10 protein-coding genes are annotated in these 14,980 nt (G+C 60.0%); 9 read left to right on the forward strand and 1 reads right to left on the reverse strand.

Annotated features, from left to right (window positions below; translation table 11 throughout):
* Nucleotides 1–74: 74 nt before the first annotated feature.
* The 4 genes from ROG8370_RS21260 to ROG8370_RS07845 all read left to right on the forward strand — a co-directional run bounded on the left by ROG8370_RS21260 (nucleotide 75) and on the right by ROG8370_RS07845 (nucleotide 7,469).
* Entirely contained in the window at nucleotides 75–1,823 is a 1,749-nt protein-coding gene (locus ROG8370_RS21260) for a hypothetical protein (protein WP_170925200.1), read from the forward strand.
* Nucleotides 1,824–1,974: 151 nt separating this feature from the next.
* Nucleotides 1,975–4,044, forward strand: a complete 2,070-nt coding sequence (locus ROG8370_RS07835) for a type I secretion protein ATPase (protein ID WP_245827262.1) — start codon at nucleotides 1,975–1,977, stop codon at nucleotides 4,042–4,044.
* A gap of 157 nt (nucleotides 4,045–4,201) precedes the next feature.
* Nucleotides 4,202–6,127, forward strand: a complete 1,926-nt coding sequence (locus ROG8370_RS07840; protein WP_245827263.1) for a type I secretion system permease/ATPase — start codon at nucleotides 4,202–4,204, stop codon at nucleotides 6,125–6,127.
* Between the two features lies 1 nt (nucleotide 6,128).
* Nucleotides 6,129–7,469, forward strand: coding sequence for an HlyD family type I secretion periplasmic adaptor subunit (locus ROG8370_RS07845; RefSeq protein WP_085826528.1), 1,341 nt, complete (start codon nucleotides 6,129–6,131; stop codon nucleotides 7,467–7,469).
* Nucleotides 7,470–7,482: 13 nt separating this feature from the next.
* Here the strand turns inward: ROG8370_RS07845 and ROG8370_RS07850 are convergent, their stop codons facing one another.
* Nucleotides 7,483–9,258 carry an SLC13 family permease gene (locus ROG8370_RS07850; protein WP_085826544.1) on the reverse strand — a complete coding sequence of 592 codons (1,776 nt, stop codon included), beginning with the start codon at nucleotides 9,256–9,258 and terminating at the stop codon, nucleotides 7,483–7,485.
* A gap of 336 nt (nucleotides 9,259–9,594) precedes the next feature.
* On the opposite strand from ROG8370_RS07850, the gene ROG8370_RS07855 reads away from it, so the two are divergent.
* The 5 genes from ROG8370_RS07855 (at nucleotide 9,595) to ROG8370_RS07875 (ending at nucleotide 14,847) form a co-directional block, all read left to right on the forward strand.
* Nucleotides 9,595–10,818, forward strand: coding sequence for a tetratricopeptide repeat protein (locus tag ROG8370_RS07855; RefSeq protein WP_085826529.1), 1,224 nt, complete (start codon nucleotides 9,595–9,597; stop codon nucleotides 10,816–10,818).
* A 275-nt stretch (nucleotides 10,819–11,093) separates the two neighbouring features.
* Nucleotides 11,094–12,077: a UDP-glucuronic acid decarboxylase family protein gene (locus tag ROG8370_RS07860; protein WP_085826530.1), complete on the forward strand. Its 984-nt coding sequence runs from the start codon at nucleotides 11,094–11,096 to the stop codon at nucleotides 12,075–12,077.
* Nucleotides 12,074–13,057 carry a UDP-glucose 4-epimerase GalE gene (gene galE / locus ROG8370_RS07865; RefSeq protein WP_085826531.1) on the forward strand — a complete coding sequence of 328 codons (984 nt, stop codon included), beginning with the start codon at nucleotides 12,074–12,076 and terminating at the stop codon, nucleotides 13,055–13,057. The genes ROG8370_RS07860 and galE overlap by 4 nt, the downstream gene beginning before the upstream one ends.
* Before the next feature lie 220 nt (nucleotides 13,058–13,277).
* A complete protein-coding gene (locus ROG8370_RS07870; RefSeq protein ID WP_245827265.1) occupies nucleotides 13,278–14,141 on the forward strand; it encodes a glycoside hydrolase family 26 protein in 864 nt (287 codons plus the stop codon).
* A 331-nt stretch (nucleotides 14,142–14,472) separates the two neighbouring features.
* Nucleotides 14,473–14,847: a hypothetical protein gene (locus ROG8370_RS07875; protein WP_139838077.1), complete on the forward strand. Its 375-nt coding sequence runs from the start codon at nucleotides 14,473–14,475 to the stop codon at nucleotides 14,845–14,847.
* Nucleotides 14,848–14,980 lie beyond the last annotated feature (133 nt).

Below are 14,980 nucleotides of genomic sequence, written 5' to 3' on the forward strand. Positions count from 1 at the left end.
GAAAACCACATCTGCACGTTGATCGCTTTTGATAGAGTGGCGATCCCGTAGATGTCTTTGACGGAGATACCACAATGTCTGGTAACAGAAATCTGCTTTTCCCAATGGGCGGTCATGGTCATCAGCACCAGGACCAAGATCAGGGTCAGGGTCAGGGTCAGGGCCAAGGTCAGGCGCAAGCCGAGCTTCAGGCCCAGCTTCAGGCTCAGGCGCAGTCATCCGAAAATGACAACGACAACGGCAACCTGAACGGCAACGGCAATGGCAACCTGAACGGCAACGGCAACCTGAACGGTAATGGCAATGGCAACCTGAACGGCAATGGCAATGCCAACGGCAACCAGAACGCCAGTTCCAATGGCAATGCCAACGGCAACGGCAACCTGAACGGTAACGGCAACCTGAACGGCAATGGCAACATCAACGCCAACGGCAATGCGAACGCCAACACGAACACGTCTAACACCGACGTCAACGTGGACGTCGATATCGGTCTGACCGGATATGAGCCGACCGATGACGACTTTGCCGACATCGACTTGGATCATTCCAACGCCGGTGATTTCATCATGGCCAGGGGCGATATCAACTATAGCCCCGGCAATGACCTCAACCTCGAAGACATCCTCAACGATGCGCTGAACGGGGCGGGGAATGATTCTGCGACGGTCAACGCGCAATCCAACAACCTCTATGACAACGACAGCTTGAGCGGCGTATCCAACAGCGGGTCGCTCAGCCAGACCAACACATCCACGGGCGGCTATGCCGAAGCGGATGACGGCATCGCTGCCGGGTCTGATGGCGGTTCGGCCAGCGGTCAGGCCAATGCCAATAGTGGCGCGGCCCTTGGCGGTCTGGGGATCGGCGGCGCAGGTGGCGCAACCGGTGGCGCAAGCGGTAACGGCGGAAATGCCGGTGCGGCTGGCGGCACGGGCGCCAATGGCGCCGGGGCGACATCTGTCGGTGTTGGTCTCGGGCTCGGCGGTGCGTCGTCCGGTGCCGGTGCGACCGGCGGTGAAGGCGGCGATGCGGGCTCGCTCGCAGCAGGCCTTGGCGGCGGCGTCGGGCTTTCGGGTGCAAATGCCGAAGGTGGTGACGGTGGCGATGCCGGTGCGATCGGTGCTGGTGGCGGTGCGGCGGGTGCCGGTGCTGACAGCAGCAATACCGGCGATGCCGGAGCATTGGGTGCCGGGCTTGGCCTGTTGAACCTCGGACTTGCCGGGGCCAACAACGGTGAAACCGGCGATGCCGACGCGGGTGCCATTGGCGCCGGTCTTGGCGCTGCGGATGCCGCAGGTGGGGACGGCGGCAACGCCGGTGCGGCCTCTGGCGCAGCGGGTATGGGCATCGGACAAGCGACCTCCGGTGACTCGACCGGCGGTGACGTCGGTGGTGCCTATGCAGCCTCGGGTGCATTGAACAGCACCGCGGGCTACGGCGGCCAGAACGGCGCGGTCGGTGGTGACGGCGGCGACGGCTATGGTGGCCATGCATGGGGCGGTGATACCGGCGCAGGCTTTGGCGGCCAATCGTGGGTCGGCGGCGTCCAGGCCGGTGGCGGCACATCCGGCGCAGGCGGTGACGCCTATGTTGGCGGTGGCGGCAACGGTGGCAACGCCGGAATGTGGGGGTCGAACAACGGTGATGATGGTTTCGTGACCGGCGAATCCTTTGCATCGGCTGCCTCGCAGATCGACACCACGGCGTTCAACCAGAACATCGTCATGGGTGCCAACGTGCTTGGCAACACCGTTGATATGACGGTCGTTGGCGGCTCGTTCAGCTCGAGCTTCATCGGCGACGACAGCGACGGCGCATAAGCGTCACACAACATGGTCTGAGCCCGGAGCCCTCTGGGCTCAGACCCCTTTCAGGAAAGGCGCGTTTTCAGACTGAGCGCAAAATACTGCGCACCATCAGCGGGAAACCAGCCTGAACCCGGCAACCATTTGAACGTAAAGCGAGGTTGCGATGTCTATGGATAAAGTGACGGAAATCGTCGCGCATATGATCGGTATTTTTCATACGACTCTCGAAGAGGAGCGGTTGCGCGACACTTATGACAAATTCAAAGCGCTGAAGGCCGCTGAGCCAGAGGTTAACGCTCTGGAAACAGTCGATATCAAATTCAAAGCCACTCACGAACTCAAGGACTTCAACCCCGGTCTCGGCCATTCAGAGACGCCGACGACCAATTCTGCGGGGTTCTTTGGAAATCCTCATTTCGATCCGACTGCCTTTTATGCGCCCGGTTCATACCCGTTCCCGATCCCGTTCGCGGATACATTGCCGATGATTTTCCGCAGCCTGCCCGACGCGGGACCGGCAAGTCCGTTGCTGACACTTGAGCCACCCTCCAGCGTGGTCGTCCTGTCGTTCCAGCAAGCGTTTCTTTCAGATGACGACCTTCTGTTGATGGGCCCCGGAGAGGTGGAGTTCATCTCGCCTTCGGCATATCTTGACCAGCTGGCGCAGTATCACATGATTGCAACGGCGATTGCCGCCCCGCTCAGCGCGGAGATCATCCTGCCGGGTGACATGGCGCTTGTGGATGCAATCACCCTGCGCGACCTCATTCTTACCACTGACGCCAGCACGCTCAGCGGCGTCTCCGCGACCATTCTGCTTGGGTCCGAGGCGTTGGGGATGCACGTCAATGCCGAGACCGTCGAGGAATTGCCAAGCCTTGAGGATGTCATGCCCGCATTTCAGGCGGCGCAGGCCGCTGGTGGCGAGGGGGGCGACAGTCAGGCCCGCGGGACCGACAGCACCGAGGATGCAACGCCCGGCACCGAATGGCCCGATCCCTTCGAGGCGCTGAACCCCGGCGACAGTGACAACAATCCCTTTGAGATCGACCCCGGCCATGCGGTGGTTGCCGGGGCCAATACCCTGGTCAATGAGGTTTCGATCACCTCTGCCTGGCTTGATGCGCCTCTCATTTCGGTGATGGGCGACGTGCTTAATCTTGATGTCATCGTGCAGGTCAACCTTCTGGTGGACCACGACAGCGGCCGCATTGGCGAGGCCTTGAACTCTGTCGCGATCAACGCGGCGTCGATGACATTTGAAAGCTCGGTCCCCGTGCCGGACGAGACCGAGGCCGCCGATCTCGACCCCGAGGCGGAGCCCGATCTTGGCCTGCCGTCCAACTGGGCCGTGACCCGGATCGACGGTGACCTGATCAGCATCAACCAGATTTCCCAATACACGTTTCAGACCGATCACGACCGCGCCGATATCACCTTTGGCAGCACGAACACCTATATCGCGCTTGGCGACAACACCGTCGTGAATGTGGCGCATCTGTCCGAACTTGGCTTTGGCTATGACCTGATCATCTGTGGCGGCAACATGATTTCCGTCAACTGGATCAGTCAGCTTAACGTGTTAATCGACAACGATACGGTGACCTATTCGGGCTTTGGTCCGGGTGCGGTCAGCGGCGGCGACAACCTGGTGTTCAACGGCGCGATGGTGAGCGGCGTCGGGATCGACAGCTATGGCGAGATGCAGGACAACTTTGCCGCTGCGGCCGATCATCTGGCGGCGGGGGGGCTGACGATTGATCAGAGCGTCGCCCACGATAGCGTGTTTGAAGGCGTCGATATCCTGCGCGTGCTTTATATCGAGGGCGACATGACCATGGTCAACTGGATCGAACAGACCAATATTCTGGGCGATTCCGACCAGGTGCATCTTGCGATGGACGGATTTGAACAGGCGACCGGGGCGGCGGTCAACGTCACGGCCGGGTCCAATGCGGTGATCAATATCGCCTCGATCAATGAATTCGGGGTGGATTCCGAGGTCTCGGTCGGCGGTCAGGTTTACGATGACGCGCTGCTCTATCAGGCCGAACTTATTGATACCGACGCGGATCCTTTGGGCGTGGATATGCCCGCGCTTGCGTCCGAGGCGGTGGCCTTTTTGTCCGACGACATGCTGACGCCCGATAGCGGCGCCAGCGACGCGGCAATTACGCCGACCGCCCCCGAAAGCATTTCTTCGCCCGACATGATGCAAACAATGCTTGCCTGACAGGAAACCCATTTTTATGACCTTGAATGACCCCAAAGGCTTTGCAAAAGCCGGACCCGCTTCACAGGCAGACAACGCCGAGACCGCACATAAATCAGAGGACCACTCCAGGGTGCGAGACCCTGATCCGATGCCCCTGACACCGGAGCAAAGGGTCATGCCCAAGGACCAACCCGTCATTGAAGGCAAGGGATCCGAGGCCAAGGGGTTGGGCGGTCAACAGATCGAGGGCACCGCAGGCCCGATCCTGAAGTCCGATGGCGGCGGCAAGCCGCCGAGCGGGCCGGGTGGTGGCAGCGGCGGCGGTGGCGGCGGGGGCGGCACCCCGTCGAGCTTTCATAAACGCGCCACGCCGGATCAATTCGTTGAACAGCTCAACAATGGTGTAAGGGTCGTGCGCCGGAACCTGAGCTTTGTCATGCTGTTGACCTGTGCCACGAACATTCTGGTTCTGGCGATCCCGATCTACCTGTTCCAGATTTCCGACCGGGTGCTCACAAGCCGGTCTCTTGATACCCTCGTGATGCTGACGGTGGTCATCGTGGGCGCGGTGGTTCTGCAGGCGGTTTTTGACGCGGTGCGTCGTTTTATCCTGATGCGCACGGCGGTTGAGGTGGCGGTGCGGCTTGGCGCCCCGGTGCTGAGTGCGGCAGCGCATGCCTCGCTTCAGGACAACGGGCGCCAGTATCAGACCCTTGGCGATCTGCAACAGTTGCGCGGGTTTTTGACCTCGGGCACGTTGATCTCTTTTCTGGATGTGCCGTTCGCGCCGCTGTTCATCTTTGCGATTTTCCTAGTGCATCCGCATCTTGGAATGATCGTCGTGGTCACCGCGATTCTGCTGATGATCATCGCCCTCATCAACCAAAAGGTCACCGCCAAACCCTTTGGCGAGGCGAATGTGGCGCAGAGCCGGGCGAACATGCATCTGGATTCCATGACCCGCAACAGCCAGATCATCAACGCACTCGCAATGGTGCCAGAGGCGGTGGCCCTCTGGGGGCGGGACACCGCCAATTCGCTGCGCGCACAGGTGCGCGCACAGGATCGCAACATTGTCTGGGCGGCGGTGTCACGCGGGGCGCGTCTTCTGACCCAGATCGCGATGCTGGGCTGGGGGGCGTTTCTGGCCATCGAGGGCGAGATCACCGGCGGCATGGTGATTGCGGCCTCGATCATCGCCGGGCGCGCGCTTGCCCCGATCGAAGGCTCGATCGAGGGCTGGAACGGGTTTATCCTGTCGCGCTCTGCCTATGACCGGGTGCGCGCGCTGATGCTCAATTCGGCGGAGCGTTTTGAAAAGTTGGTGCTGCCAAATCCCGAAGGCCGCCTGAATGTCGAACGGCTTTTGTATGTGCCCGCAGGCACCAAGCAGGTGATCCTGAACGGCTTGACCTTTAGCCTCAATCCCGGCGAGTCGCTGGCGGTGATCGGCAATTCGGGTGCCGGCAAGACGACCCTTGGCAAGATGCTGGTCGGCTCGATCCTGCCGACCTCGGGGAATGTCCGGCTTGATCTCATGGACCTGCGCAACTGGGACACGCGGCAACTGGGCGAAAACATCGGCTATCTGCCGCAGGATGTTCAGCTGTTTCCGGGGTCGATCAAGGCCAATATCGCCCGCATGCGCGCCGATGCGCGGGACGAGGATATCTATCACGCCGCGATGCTGGCGGATGTTCACGACATGATCGCGATGCTGCCGCATGGCTATGAAACGATGGTGCAGGCCGATGGATCGCCGCTCTCGGGCGGTCAGAAACAGCGTATCGCCCTGGCCCGCGCCTTTTTCGGCAATCCGCGTTTTCTTGTGCTGGACGAGCCGAACTCGAACCTCGACACCGCGGGCGACCGCGCGCTTGCCAATGCGATCAAACATGCGGGCGAGCATGGCATCACCGTGGTCGTGATCACGCAAAAACCCTCGCTGCTGAGTGTGGTCGACAAGATCATGCTGCTGGCGGACGGCAATATCGCCATGTTCGGTCAGCGTCGTCAGGTGCTTGAACAACTGGCGCAACGTAACAAGGGAGGCGGCAGCCTGCCAACGGCCCAAGGTAATGGCAATTCGGGAGTTGCATGAAATGAGCAATGTCACCCTCTATCACGAACCCGCCGAATGGTATGACGAGGTTCCGCGTTCGGTCTCGCGCCATATCATTTTCGGGGTGGTCTTGTTCGTCATGGCCTTTGGCGGCTTTGGCGTCTGGGCCTTTCGCGCGCCGCTGGCCGCCGCCGTCATCTCGCAGGGCAGCTTTGTGGCCACCGGGCGCAACAAGATCGTGCAGCATCTCGAAGGCGGGATCATCAACGAAATTCTGGTCGAAGAGGGCGATACCGTCATCAAGGGCCAGCCCATCCTGTTGCTTGACGAGACCGCGGCGCTTGCCAACGAGCGCGAGCTTTTCCTGCGCCAGATCCGGCTGGAGGCGATGGAAGCGCGCATTCTGGCCGAACATTCCGGCGCCGAAAAGCTGGAGTTTCCGACCCATGTGCAAAAACTGCGCTCTGATTTTGACGTGGCTTCGATGCTGGACGCCCAGACCATCACCTTTGATGCCGCGTCCCGGCAGTTGCGCAATGACATCGCCCTTCTCAAACAGAGCATCGAGGCGCTCACGGTGCGCTCGCGGGGCTATGACATGCAGCTCACGGCGACCCGTCAGCAGATCGAGATCCTGAAGGAAGATCTGGCCGGCAAGCAGCAATTGCTGGATCAGGGGCTGGTCCGGCGCACCGATGTGAATACGATCCGGCGCGCCATCGCCGAGGCCGAAGGTCAGGCCGGGCGACTGACCGCCGAAGTCGAGGAAATCACCGAAGTGACCAAACGCTATCAGGCGCAGATCGAACAGACGATCAGCGAGCGCCAAAGCGCGGCATTGGACGAATTGCAGCTTGTTCAGTCCGAACTTGAAAGTGTGCGCGAACAGGCGATCCGGGCGGAAAATATTCTGCGCCGCTCCGAGGTGCGCGCGCCGGTGTCGGGCACCGTGGTCACGCTGCACTATCACACGGCTGGCGGCGTGATCGAAAGCGGCAAGGCGATTGCCGAAATCCTGCCGTCGGGCGAGCCGCTGATCATCGAGGTCAGCATCCCCCGCAATGAAATTGATGTGGTGCACCAAGGGCAGGAGGCCACCGTGCGGCTGACCGGTCTGAATGCGCGCACCACCCCGATCCTGTCGGGGCGGGTGTTTTATGTCTCGGCGGATGCGATCCTTGACCGAAGCCAGGACCAGCCGCAGGAAATCTATGTCGCCCGCGTGTCTGTCCCGCCATCCGAGCTTGAACGCGTGCGCGGCTTTACCCCGACACCGGGCATGCCCGCCGAAATCATGATCCAGACCGAGGAACGGACCTTCATTCAGTACTTGATGAAGCCGGTGGTCGACAGCATGAACCGGGCTTTCCGAGAGCAGTGAGCGGTTCGTCCGGTTACAGCGGCCAGACGATCAGGATAGTCGGCAGGCCGACCGCGATGACAAGGATTTCAAGCGGCAGGCCCATCCGCCAGTAATCCCCGAAACGATAGCCGCCGGGGCCAAGAATGATCGTGTTGTTCTTGTGCCCGATCGGGGTCAGAAAGGCGCAGGAGGCGGCCACCGCCACCGTCATGAGCCAGGCATCGGGATTGGTGCCGGTCGCGCTCGCCATGCCGATTGCGATCGGGGCCGCGATCAGGGTGGTCGCCACGTTGTTCAGAAAATCCGACAGCGTCATGGTGACGATCATCAGCATCAAAAGCGAGACCCAAGCCGGAAACCCCTCTGTCAGCGAAAGGATGTGCGAGGCGATAAGTTCTGCGCCGCCCGAGCGTTCGAAGCTTTCGGCCAGCGGGATCAGGCTTGCCAGAAGAACGATCACCTTCCACTCGATTGACTCGTAAACCTCGCGCCCGGACACAAGGCCGCTGGCGATAAAGGCCACGACGGCCGCAGAGAGGGCGACCGGCAAAGACACCCAGCCGAGCACTGCCGCGCCGATGGCGGCGAGAAATATCGCGATCGACAGCCCGGCCTTTGAGCGCTGCACCACCTGGGTTTCGCGGCCCTTGAGCGGCAGCACACCCAACCATGAGGCGGCGGCGGCGCTGCGCTCGGGGGCGCCGAGCAGCAAGAGAACGTCGCCGGGCTTGATCGTCAGAAGGCGCACCCGGTCCAGAAACTGGCGGCCATTGCGCGACACCCCCAGAAGAGTGACGGAATGCTGGTACAGCAGGCTGAGGCCGCGCGCGGTGCGCCCGGCAATGCGCGCGCCCTCCGGCACAATCGCCTCGGTCAGGATCAAGCCGCCCGACGCCACGCCGCCGGAATGCTTTTCAGAGCCCGAAAACTCCAGCGCGCCTTTGCCCATGAAGGTTTCAATCGCTTTTGGTTCGCCTTCGACGACGATGAAATCACCGGGGCGGATTTCCTGTCTCGCGGCAAAGCCGGGCTGTCGCCTGCCGCCCCGGACAAGCCCCAGAATGTGCAGGTCGTGTTCGTCGGCAAGCGGGTAGAGATCGGCGACCGTGGTCGCCTCTTCGAGGGATTTGTCACCGACGCGCAGCTCGGCGATATAGCGGCCCTTGGCGAATTCGGCTTCCTGATCAAGCGCGCCCTTGCGCGTCGGCAGCAGGCGCCAGCCGAGAAGGGTGACAAAGGCGATCCCGGCGATGGCGACAGCCAGGCCGACCGGCGTAAAATCGAACATTCCAAAGGGCGCGCCAAGCACATCCTGACGGTAGGCGGCGATCACGATATTGGGCGGGGTTCCGATCAAGGTGATCATCCCGCCAAAAATTGTCGCGAAAGAGAGCGGCATGAGCGTCTGGCTGGCGGCGCGTTTCGCCTTGGTCGCGGTGTCGATATCAAGCGGCATCAGGATGGCAAGGGCGGCCACGTTGTTGATGACGGCCGACAGGCCCGCGCCGACCACTGCCATGATGGCGATATGCAGCGGCAGGGGGCGTTCGGCATCCAGCAAGCGCGCCGCGAGTTTTTCGATCGCGCCAGACCCGACAAGGCCGCGCGACAAAATGAGAACCAGCGCGATGATGGCAACGGCGGCATGGCCAAACCCGGAAAACACCTCGTCCTTGGGCACCAACCCAAGGCCGGACGCCAGAACCAGCGCTCCGAATGCGACAAGGTCATATCGGATGCGGCCCCAGATCAGGAGCACGAAGAGAACCGCGAAAATTCCGAAGATCAAGGTTTGGTCAGACGGCATTTGGTACATTTTCTCCCGCTTGCACAATGGTTAGTAGCGAAACTTCCAGAAAGCAAACTTCGCTGGTCGGTTGGCAGAAATGACCTGCAGATCGCACGTTGTCTGCGCCGGTCGCGGCAAAACTCAAAATGGTCGAGAGAAACCAGAATTTGGCGTTTCACGTTTTTGTGTGTATACTGAAAGAATTATGAGTACGTCCTGTGAGACGTTCCTTGCAGAACATACTTAAAGTTGCTTGTTTTTGATATATGTCACAGCGTCCAGATACTTAGCTGTGCTTTAATGATATTATGGGCCTGTCAATAGGCAGCGCGCGCATTACTTCGGGGGAGGATTATGCGACACTTTACTTCAAGTGGGTTTCGGGGGCTTCTGGCCTCTTTCGTGGTGGCGGCGTGCATGGCGATGCCTGCAAACGCCCAGTCTCTGGATGTGAACGATCTCAAGATCAGGGCCGAGGCCGGCGACCTTGCGGCGCAGCGCGATCTGGGTGAGGCGCTTTTCTATGGATTTGGTGGCGTGTCCCAAGATGTGACGGCGGGCAGGCGCCTGCTTGAACAGGCGGCAAATGGCGGTGACATCGTGGCCTCGCGCGTTCTTGGTGAAAACCTTGTCGGCGGTTGGATCATCGAGCGCGATGTCGACGCGGGCCTGCCCTTTCTGGAACAGGCCGCAGCGGCGGGCGACACCAAGGCCAAGGTCGCTTTGGGGTCGTTTCTTTTGTACGGCGACTGGTTGCCTCAGGATGTCGAGCGCGCGACGGCTCTGTTTGAAGAGGCGGCCAAAGATGGCAATGGCGAGGGGCTGGAAAACCTCGGCGCTTTCCTGATGTGGGGCGAACGCGACGCCAAGGCAGGCGAGACCTATTTGCGGCGCGCGGGCGCGCTTGGACGGGGCTCGGCCTGGGTGACCTTGGCGGAGGGGGCGATGTACGGCTATCTCGGTGCCGGGGCGCGGGGCAAGTTCGATGAGTTTGCCACGCTGGCCCGCGAGGCCCGGGCGCCCAGGATCGAAGTGCTTGATGCCACCCGCCAGATGTGGGGGATCAGCATGCGCGCCAGCGGCCCCAAGACGATTGCAAAGCTTGAACAGGCCGCAGAACAGGGCAACAAGCCTGCGCTGAAGCATCTGGTGAGCCTTGTCAGGGACGGCAACAAGCTCAACATCCGCAAGGAGCCCAAGCGCGCCGAAGGCTATCTTGAGCGGTTCTCCGAGCTGTTGACGCCGACGGAGATCGCGCAATTCAAGCTTTCGATTGATGCGGCGAAAACAAAGATCGTCGGCAATTACAAAGCGCTCGCCGACCATTTCTTTGCGCATGAGGAATACGCCTCGCCGTGGTTCGGCAAGCAATTATATGCGGCCAATCCCAATTTCGCGATTTACCTGTTGCAGGCGGACATGAAGCGTCGCGGCCACTATCAGGGGCAGGTGAACGGACTTGCCACGCGGGCGACCCTTCGGTCGATCTGGCGCGAATGCCAGTCTTTGAAGGACAACCGTCGATGTGGTGACACGGTCATGCATCCGGATGTGATTGGCGGGCTTTTGGCGATGTGATCAGGGAGAGGCCGTGCCGGTCCGCCCTTGGGGGGGGCGGTCCCGTTACGAGTGCCTTAAGGGCTTCTTCTTGAGGTTGTTTCGGTGTTTGCTTGCGCACGTTAGGATTGCCAAGTGCATGAAATTAAAGCCTCACTTGTGATCTATATCATTGCCGATTCCTGAAAACCTTTGACGATGAGGTTGTCTGAATTTGGGGAGGACGCGGGGGGAAATGGCTGGAGTTTAGTATTTGCCAGGTCTTTGTGCCGTCGAAATGATTTGGAGTTTTAAGCATGTTGAAGACGAGTCAAAAAACAGTGGTGGTTACTGGTGGAAGCGGTTTTCTGGGGTCGTGGCTATGTGAACGCCTGCTTGGTGACGGTTGTCGCGTGATTTGCATCGACAGTCTGATTTCAGGGCGGTTGGAGAATAATAAAACTTACAGCGGGCACCCCAATTTCAGCTTCAAGGAACATGATGTGATCAACCCGATCACCATCAATGAACCTGTGGATGAGATTTACAACCTGGCCTGTCCGGCGTCGCCTGTGCGCTATCAGGCCGACCCTATTCACACGTTCAAGACCAGCGTCATTGGCGTGATGAATATGCTGGAACTCGCCGAGAGCCATGGTGCCCGGCTCTTGCAGGCCTCGACATCCGAGGTCTACGGCGATCCGGCGTTCAATCCGCAGACGGAAACCTATTTCGGCAATGTGAATGTCTATGGGCCGCGGGCTTGTTATGATGAGGGCAAGCGCGGTGCCGAAACGCTGATCCATGATTATCATCAGGAACGCAATGTCGACACGCGGATTGCCCGTATCTTCAATACCTACGGGCCGCGCATGCGACAGGACGATGGCCGGGTGGTGTCGAACTTTATCATCGGGGCGTTGCAGGGCAGGGACATCACGATTTACGGCAGGGGCACGCAGACCAGGTCTTTCTGTTTTCACGAGGATCTTATCGGCGGCCTGATGCTGCTTATGGCGTCTTCGCCCGAGACCCATCATCCCGTCAACCTTGGCAATCCGGAAGAGTACTCCGTTCTGGACCTCGCGGAACGCGTGCTGCGCATGACCGGGTCAAAGTCGCGCTTGGTCTATTGCGATTTGCCGGTTGATGACCCTCAAATCCGGCGGCCCGACATCACCTCTGCCAAGCAAAAACTGGGCTGGACGCCTAAAATCGGCATTGAGGAGGGGCTTGAACGCACGATCGCGCACTTTCAAAGGCAGCTTGAGGGGCAGAGCATGAGCGAGTTGATCCAGTGACGGGCAAACCTGTACTTGTGACAGGCGGGGCGGGCTATATCGGTAGCCACGTCTGCAAACATTTGTCGCGCAGCGGCTATACCCCCGTGGTCATCGACAACTTGTCGGTGGGCCACGCGACGGCGGTGAAATGGGGCCCCCTGATCGAGGCCGATATCCGTGATACGGCGGCGGTTGCTTCGGCGCTTGCAAAATATGGGATCGAGATGGTGATGCATTTCGCCGCCTCTGCCTATGTTGGCGAGTCCGTGAAGCACCCGATTACCTATTACGACAACAACGTCGGCGGGATGATTTCCTTGGTCAAGGCCTGTCAGGAGGGGGACGTCAGAACGTTCATCCTCTCAAGCAGTTGCGCCACCTATGGCACCCCCGAGATCATCCCGATTTCCGAGCAGACACCGCAACGCCCGGTCAATCCTTATGGCGAGACCAAGCTGATCTGCGAACACATCCTGCGCGACGTCGAGGCGGCACATGGCATGCGCTTTGCCGCGCTACGGTATTTCAACGCTGCCGGTGCCGATCCCGAAGGCGAGCTGTGCGAAAGACATGCGCCGGAAACCCATGTGATCCCCCTGGCGCTGATGGCGGCCTCTGGGCGGATCACCGAGTTCGAGGTTTATGGAACCGATTACCCCACGCCTGACGGTAGCTGTGTGCGCGACTATATCCATGTGCAGGATCTTGCGCGTGGCCATGTTGCGGCCTTGGCCCGCCTTGAGGCCGGGGCAGAGAGTTTCGCCGTCAACCTCGGCAGTGGCAAGGGCCACTCTGTGCTGGAGTTGCTGGCCTTGATCGAACGCCTGAGCGGCAAGCGGTTGCCGGTCAGGCACCAGCCGCGGCGGATCGGGGATCCGGCGATCCTTGTGGCCGATCCGTCAAAGGCGCGGGCGCTACTTGATCTGACTGCAGAGCGCAGTGATCTTGAAACGTTGATCCGCGACGCGGCGCCAAGCTTTGGGGTGGAGGTGGCATGACTTTTCCAGTGATCCCGATCCTTGCCCCAAACCTCGACCCGGCCCCGGTCGCGCTTTTGCTCGGGTCAGGCCCCGATACGTCATGCTTGCATCGGGTCTTGGCCTTTGATGCATCCCAACGGGATGGCGGCACTGCCGTTCACTCCCCCCAAAAGGTAAGGAGAACAAGATGAGAAGCATGTCCTCAGTGCTAAATGCAATGAAACCAGGCTGGTGTTCGGTGCTGCTACCGGCATGCGTCGCGCTCTTGCCTTTCACGCCGGTTTCGGCCGCGCCTCCGGGCGAAATGCCGTTTGGGGTCTACGATCCGAACGGCGACTTTGAAGCCGACCCGGAAGTGGCCATCGAACATCTCTTCCTGCCTTGGGAGGATGTGTTCCTGCCTAGCCTCGTGGATGCCGATCTTTATGCCATAGAGAGAGATCGCGCGGTGCTTGCCACGATCGAACCCTGGACCTGGTCGCGCTCCGAGCGCAATTCGCCCGATATCTTGCGGCGCAATCTCTTGTCGGGGGAATATGACCAATACATGCGCGGTATCTGCGCGGTGCTTGGCACGATGGACAGTTCCGTTACCGTTCGCTGGGCGCAGGAGATGGATGATTACACCAGTCAGTTCATCTGGGCGGGCTGGAAACCCGATGATTACATCGCCGGGTATCGGCGCGTCGTCGACATCTGCAAGGCCGAAGCGCCGAACGCAAAGTTCATGTGGTCGCCGCTGGGGTATGAAAATCTTCCTGAATTCTATCCCGGTGACGACTATGTCGATCTGGTCGGGCTTTCGGTGTTCGGGCTTCAGGCCTGGGAGATTCAGAAGTTCGGCAAGGAGCTGAGCTTTGTTGATATCCTGACGCCGCGTTATGAGCGCGCGGTGCAATTCGGCAAGCCGATCGTGGTGGCCGAGTTGGGCTATGTCGGCAATCAGGCCTATGTGGACAAATGGGAAAGCGAAGTGCGTCAGATCTATCCCCAGTTTCCCAGCCTTGTCGGTGTGGTCTATTTCAACCAGCACGAAGTTTACCCCTGGCCGGACGGTTTTGGCCTGCCGGATTGGCGCATCGGCAAACGCGTGACGGAATAAATTCGGCCCGAATTGGCCGCTTGCTCAGGTGGGGCATCGCGTAAAGCGGTGCCCTTTTTTGCGTTTGAAGGGCGGGCCGGCAATTTTTTGCCGACGAGAAGCGGGTGTATGTTCCACCGTAAATGCGCTGCCGGGTCTTCATAATTCATTAATGAAAACCGGCGACTGTGGCGTGAACCTGGTTTGCGCAGGGCACGGTTTTGCCCGGCAATGGCCGCAAAAACGCCACGGTGATCTGGTGTAATTCCAACTAATGGTTGTTTGCGCCGGTGGTTGCACTGTATCCGTTGTCATAGAGGCAGTGTTCAAGCTGTACAGGCAAAATCGACGGATGATCCGTGGACAACAGGAACGTTTTTACCCGCTTTTTGCGGCGTGCGGAGCTTTCTCGAAGGTCATGGAAAAGGAAGAGTCAATGAAACCGATCAGCAAGACCCCGAAACATGCAATGGCTGTCGCGGTTGCGACTGCCCTGATTTCTCTGGCCGCTCCTGCGGTTGCAGGCGGTAAAACGGCGCCGGACGCGCAAGCCACGGCGGTGAAATACGATTGGCATCACGTTTCAAAGCCGGCTCGCGCCCTCAAGGCCCGGCTTTCGACGCGAGAGCGCAAGCGTTTGGCCGCGAACGTCGCGCGTCACGGTAACGGGTCATACATCTGTTCCCCCTCGGGATTTGGCAAGAAATCGCAGTGCTATACGCGCTGATGGTTTAGTATCCACGCCGTGGAGCAAACCCTCCGACTTCCAGTCGGACCCGCTTCAGCGTGAAAGAATCGCTTTATGATCGTACCCTCAGAAAAATGAGCCGCAGCCGGGTCGGAGGCTCATTTTTCTGAGG

Origin of the sequence: Roseovarius gaetbuli (assembly GCF_900172365.1) — a bacterium.
Lineage (GTDB): Bacteria > Pseudomonadota > Alphaproteobacteria > Rhodobacterales > Rhodobacteraceae > Roseovarius > Roseovarius gaetbuli.

Coding starts and splice junctions, on each gene's coding strand:
- ROG8370_RS07840 (WP_245827263.1), top strand. CDS start 4,202: ATGCCCAAGGACCAACCCGTCATTGAAGGCAAGGGATCCGAGGCCAAG.
- ROG8370_RS21260 (WP_170925200.1), top strand. CDS start 75: ATGTCTGGTAACAGAAATCTGCTTTTCCCAATGGGCGGTCATGGTCAT.
- ROG8370_RS07850 (WP_085826544.1), bottom strand. CDS start 9,258: ATGCCGTCTGACCAAACCTTGATCTTCGGAATTTTCGCGGTTCTCTTC.
- ROG8370_RS07855 (WP_085826529.1), top strand. CDS start 9,595: ATGCGACACTTTACTTCAAGTGGGTTTCGGGGGCTTCTGGCCTCTTTC.
- ROG8370_RS07845 (WP_085826528.1), top strand. CDS start 6,129: ATGAGCAATGTCACCCTCTATCACGAACCCGCCGAATGGTATGACGAG.
- ROG8370_RS07835 (WP_245827262.1), top strand. CDS start 1,975: ATGTCTATGGATAAAGTGACGGAAATCGTCGCGCATATGATCGGTATT.
- ROG8370_RS07875 (WP_139838077.1), top strand. CDS start 14,473: ATGATCCGTGGACAACAGGAACGTTTTTACCCGCTTTTTGCGGCGTGC.
- ROG8370_RS07860 (WP_085826530.1), top strand. CDS start 11,094: ATGTTGAAGACGAGTCAAAAAACAGTGGTGGTTACTGGTGGAAGCGGT.